This is a genomic window from Azospirillum sp. ST 5-10, from assembly GCF_051225715.1.
Classification (GTDB): Bacteria; Pseudomonadota; Alphaproteobacteria; order Azospirillales; family Azospirillaceae; genus Azospirillum.
This window is the reverse complement of the sequence record NZ_JBPJSP010000063.1, coordinates 1-5306: the sequence shown is the minus strand read 5'-3', so window position 1 is coordinate 5306 and position 5306 is coordinate 1. Positions and strand designations below refer to the sequence as shown.

At 74.9% G+C, this 5306-nt stretch carries 3 protein-coding genes; all 3 read left to right on the top strand.

Features of this window, described 5'->3' with window-relative positions:
• On the top strand, window positions 1-572 hold a 572-nt coding region (locus ACSBPG_RS31650), incomplete at its 5' end, for a flagellin (RefSeq protein ID WP_435541244.1).
• 140 nt (window positions 573-712) lie between these two features.
• Entirely contained in the window at window positions 713-1129 is a 417-nt protein-coding gene (locus ACSBPG_RS31645; RefSeq protein ID WP_435541243.1) for a flagellar biosynthesis repressor FlbT, read from the top strand.
• Window positions 1126-5306, top strand: a 4181-nt coding sequence (locus tag ACSBPG_RS31640; RefSeq protein ID WP_435541242.1) for a tetratricopeptide repeat protein, incomplete at its 3' end; no start/stop codon positions are given. The genes ACSBPG_RS31645 and ACSBPG_RS31640, both read left to right, overlap by 4 nt.

Here is a 5306-nt window from a genome sequence, read left to right as displayed (position 1 = left end):
ACGGCACGGCGGCGCGCGGCAGCGGCAAGCTGTCGGACGGCGAGAACGCCTTCGCGTTCGACACCGGCACGGTGCGCGTGAACGTCGATCAGAAGACCATCCAGCAGGCGGCCTCGGCCAACTGCGCGGCCAACCTGACGACGATCCAGGTGACCGACTCCAACTCGTCGAACGACCTGACTGTGCAGCTGAACGAGCGCAACACCAACTCGATCACGGTGCTCAGCCAGAACCTGACCTCCGGTGGCCAGGGCCTGCGCCTCGACTACGCCCAGAACGACTGGTCGGACCGCGAGGACATCGACAAGGCGGTGGAAGGCATCGACTACGCCAAGGACCACCTGCGCTCGGCCTCGCAGACGCTGTCCACCAACCTGAACGTCATCACGACCCGCGAGAACTTCACCAAGGAGTTCAGCGACGTGCTGGTGGAAGGCGCCAACAAGCTGACCCTGGCCGACCAGAACGAGGAAGGCGCCAAGCTGCTGGCCCTGCAGACGCAGCAGCAGTTGGGCTCCATCGCCCTGTCGCTGGCCAACCAGTCGCAGCAGTCGATCCTGCGGCTGTTCTAAGCCGGCAGCTTCGGGTAGGATCGTCCCGGGCGGGCGGCGGCGCAATCCGCCGCCCGTTTTTCTTTGGCGACGCGGTGTGATGGGGCCGGCACGGCCGCCGCAGCGCCGCCATCGCCGCAGCACGCACCGGGTTCTCATTCATGCCTCTGAAGTTCGTCCTGCGTCCCAACGAAAAGGTCATCATCAACGGTGCCGTCATCGGCGCCGGCGATCGGCCGGGATCCTTCTTCCTCTACAACACCGCCAACTTCCTGCGCGGCCGCGAGGTGCTGAAGGAAGAACAGATCGACTGCATCGAGAAGAAGCTCTACTTCGTCATCCAGCTCATCTACATCTTTCCCGAAGATGCGGCGCTGAACCTCGCGCGCTTCACCGGCATCCTGGAGGAGACGCGCGCCGCCCGGCCCGACAGCGGCCGCGAGCTGGACGAGATCGCGCAGCTGGTGGACGCGCGCAACTACTACCGGGCCCTCAAGATCTGCCGGAAGCTCTTCAAGACGGCCGGCGTCGCCGCCGACGGGGCGGGTGACGCCGAGCGGACCGACCCGGCGCCGTGACCCGGCCGCCGGCCGTGGTCGGGGCGCGGCTCGCCGACGCCGTGGCGCGGCATCGCGACGGCCGGCTGGAGGAGGCGGAGGCGCTCTACGCCGCCGTCCTGGACGGCGAGCCCCTGCATCCCGACGCCCTGCACCTCGCCGGCATCCTCGCGCACCAGACCGGGCGGGCCGGAAGGGCGGCGACGCTGGTCGCGGCGGCCGTGGCGTCCTGTCCCGATTTCGCCGAGGCCCATCGGAGCGTCGCCCGGCTGCGGATGGAAAGCGGCGACCCCGCCGCGGCCGCCGCGGCGTTCCGGCGCCTTGCCGTGCTGAAGCCGGACGATGCCGACGCCTGCCACGAGCTCGGCCTGGCGCTGCAGTGCGCCGGCCGCCACCGCGAGGCCGAACGCGCCTACGGCGAGGCCCTGGCGCGGCAGTCCGGGCACGTCGAGGCGCGCTTCCGCCTGGCCCAACTCTATCTCGACGCCGGACAGCCGGAGCTGGCGGCGCCGCATCTCGGCGAGGTGGTGGTGCGCGCACCGCGCCACGCCGCGGCGTGGCGCGCCCTGGCGCTGTGCCTGTCCGCCCTGCGGCATCCGGACGCCGAGCTGGCCCTGCGCCGCGCGCTCGGCGACAGCCCGGCCGACCGCGACCTCGCCGCGGAGCTTGGCCATCTGCGGCTGGCCGCCGGCCGCGCCGCCGACGCGGTGCCGCCCCTGCGCACCGCCGTCGCCGTCGAGCCCGACCGGCCGCGGTCGCACTTCGCCCTGGGCAGCGCCTGGCAGGCGCTCGGCCGGCCGGCCGAGGCGGCGGCGGCCTATCGCCGCTGCCTGAGGCTCGATGCGGGATTCGCCGCCGCCCTGAACAACCTGGGCATCTGCCTGTTCGGCCTCGGGCGGCCGGACGCGGCGGAGGCGGCCCTGCACCGCGCCCTCGCCTTGGAGCCGGACGACGCCGCGGCGCTCAACAACCTCGGCACCGGCCTGGAGGACGCCAAGCGGCTCGACCGCGCCTTCACGGCCTTCCGGCGCGCCGTGACGGTGCGCCCCGACTACGCCAAGCCGCTGAACAACCTCGGCAACATCCACGCGGCGTGGAAGAACCCCGCGCGGGCGGAAGCGTTGCGGCGCCGTGCCGTCGCGGCGCAGCCGGACTTTCCCGACGCCTACACCAACCTCGGCACGATCCGCCAGGACCAGGACCGTCTCGCCGACGCCGAGGTCTGTCACCGGCGCGCGCTGCGCCTGTCGCCCGGCCACGTCCAGGCGCTGACCAACCTGGGGCTGGCGCTGCAGATCCTCGGCAGGACGGAGGCGGCGGAACGGCTCCATCGCCGGGCGGTCGCGCTGCAGCCCGACTACGCCGACGCGCTCGCCAATCTGGGTCTGGTGGTCTGGCTGCGGACGCACGACCCGGACGCCGCGGCGGCGCTGCGGTGGGCCCTGGAGGTCGATCCCGGACAGGCGGTCGCCCGCTTCAACCGCGGTCTGATCGGCCTCGAGCGGGGCGACCTCGGGGAGGGTTGGGCGGGGTACCAGTGGCGCTTCCGCAGCAAGGGCTACGTCGACCGCCGGATCGCCGCTCCGGCCTGGGACGGGGAGCCGCTGCCTGGCCGCACCCTGCTGGTCTGGCGCGAGCAGGGGATCGGCGACGAGGTGATGTTCTCGTCGTGCTACGGCGACGCGGCGGCGCGGGCCGGCCGTCTCGTCGTCGAGTGCGAGCCCCGTCTGGTGTCGCTGTTCGCCCGCTCCTTCCCGAACGCCGCCGTGCGCGCCGAGACGGCGGCGGACGGGCGGGAAACCGTCGCCCTGCCGGCCGGCGCCGTCCAGGCGGCGGCCGGACGGCTGCCGATGGTGCTGCGTCCGGAGCTGGGGCAGTTTCCGTCGCGTGTCGGCTGGCTCGTGGCGGAACCGGAGCGGGCGGCGGCGTGGCGTCGTCGGGTGGACGCGCTGGGGCCGGGGCTGAAGGTGGGGATCGGCTGGCGCAGCGGGCTGATGACGCAGGAGCGCAAGGGGGCCTACACGCGCCTGGACGAGTGGGGTCCGCTGCTGGCGGTCCCCGGGGTGGTGTACGTCAACCTGCAGTACGATGACTGCGCGGCGGAGATCGCCGACGCGGAGCGGCGGTTCGGGGTGCGCATCCACCGCTGGCCGGACCTCGACCTGAAGGACGACTTCGAGGCGGCGGCGGCGCTGACGGCGGCGCTGGACCTGGTGATCTCGCCGGCGATGTCGGCGGGGGAACTGGCCGGGGCGCTGGGGGTGCCGGTGTGGCGCTTCGGCGGGCGGGACTGGACGCAACTCGGCACCGGCGTGCGGCCGTGGTTCCCGAGCATGCGGCTGTTCCAGCCTCGCCCCGGCGAGACCCTGGCCGACGACCTCGCCCGCATCGCCGCCGAACTGCGCCGCCTCGCCGAACCGCCGGCGGCGATCCGTCCGCCCGTGGCGCCGGAGGCGCCGTCGGTCGACGGGGCCGTGGCGCTCTACCGCGCGGGCGACGCCGAAGGGGCGGAACGCGCCGTCCGCGCGGTGCTGGCGGCGGCGCCGGCCCACCCCGCCGGGCATCATCTGCTGGGGGTGCTGCTGAAGCGCCGCGGCGACGCCGCCGCCGCGGCCGACCATTTCCGGCAGGCGGCCGCCGCCGATCCGACGAACGCCGCCGCCCACGCGGGCCGTGCCGGCGCGCTGCAGGCGCTGGGACGGGCCGCGGAAGCCGAGGCGAGCCTGCGCGACGCGGCGACGGCGCAGCCCGACGGGGCGGGGCACTGGCTGAACCGCGCCGTGCTGCTGGCGTCGGCCGGCCGGCCGGACGATGCCGGGCGTTGCGTCCGCCGCGCCCTGCGGCTGCGGCCCGATCTGGCGCTGGCCCACACCCAGTCCGGCAGTCTGGCCGCGGCCCGCGGCGACGCCGTGGCGGCGGCGGCGGCCCACCGGCGCGCGGTAGCCTGCGAGCCCGCACTGGTCGAGGCCCACGTCAATCTCGGTGCGGTGCTCAACGCCGACGGTGATCCGGCGGCGGCCGAAGCGGCGCTGCGCCGTGCCCTGCTCCTCGACGAGGGGCAGGCCTCCGCCTGGACCAACCTCGGCAGCGTGTGCGCCGCCCTCGACCGGCCGGTCGAGGCCGAGGCGTGCCACCGCCGCGCCCTGGCGTTGGACGGCGCCCTGGCCGACGCGCACGCCAACCTCGGCCATCTGCTGCGCCGGCTGGAGCGCTCCGCGGAGGCGGAGGCCGCCTACCGGCAGGCCCTCGCCCTCGCTCCGCGGCACGCCCAGGCGCACTACAACCTCGGGCTTCTGCTGCTGGAGCGCGGCGCCGTCCGCGAGGGCTGGGCGGAGCACGACTGGCGCTTCGCCACACCCCAGTTCCTCGGCCAGGGGCGGCGGTTCTCGGCGCGGGGCTGGCGCGGCGAGAACGTCAGCGCGGCGCGCGTCCTGGTCTGGCGCGAACAGGGGGTGGGCGACGAGATGCTGTTCGCCTCCTGCTACGGCGACCTGATCGCGCGGTCGCGGCACGCGGTCATCGAGTGCGACCGCCGCCTGGTGTCGCTGTTCGCCCGCTCCTTCCCGCGGGCGAGCGTCCGCCCGGTGACGGGCGACCTCCGCGACGCCGAGGTGCAGGTCCCGGCGGGGTCCCTGGCGCGGCACCTGCGCCCGGAGCTGGGGCGTTTTCCGTCGCGTGCCGGCTGGCTCGTGGCGGAGCCGGAGCGGGCGGCGGCGTGGCGGCGCCGGGTGGAGGGGCTGGGGCCGGGGCTGAAGGTGGGGATCGGCTGGCGCAGCGGGCTGATGACGCAGGAGCGCAAGGGGGCCTACACGCGCCTGGACGAGTGGGGTCCGCTGCTGGCGGTCCCCGGGGTGGTGTACGTCAACCTGCAGTACGATGACTGCGCGGCGGAGATCGCCGACGCGGAGCGGCGGTTCGGGGTGCGCATCCACCGCTGGCCGGACCTCGACCTGAAGGACGACTTCGAGGCGGCGGCGGCGCTGACGGCGGCGCTGGACCTGGTGATCTCGCCGGCGATGTCGGCGGGGGAACTGGCGGGGGCGCTGGGGGTGCCGGTGTGGCGCTTCGGCGGGCGGGACTGGACGCAGCTCGGCACCGGAGTGCGGCCGTGGTTCCCGAGCATGCGGCTGTTCCAGCCCCGCCCCGGCGAGACCCTGGCCGACGTCCTCGCCCGCATCGCCGCCGAACTGCGCCGCCT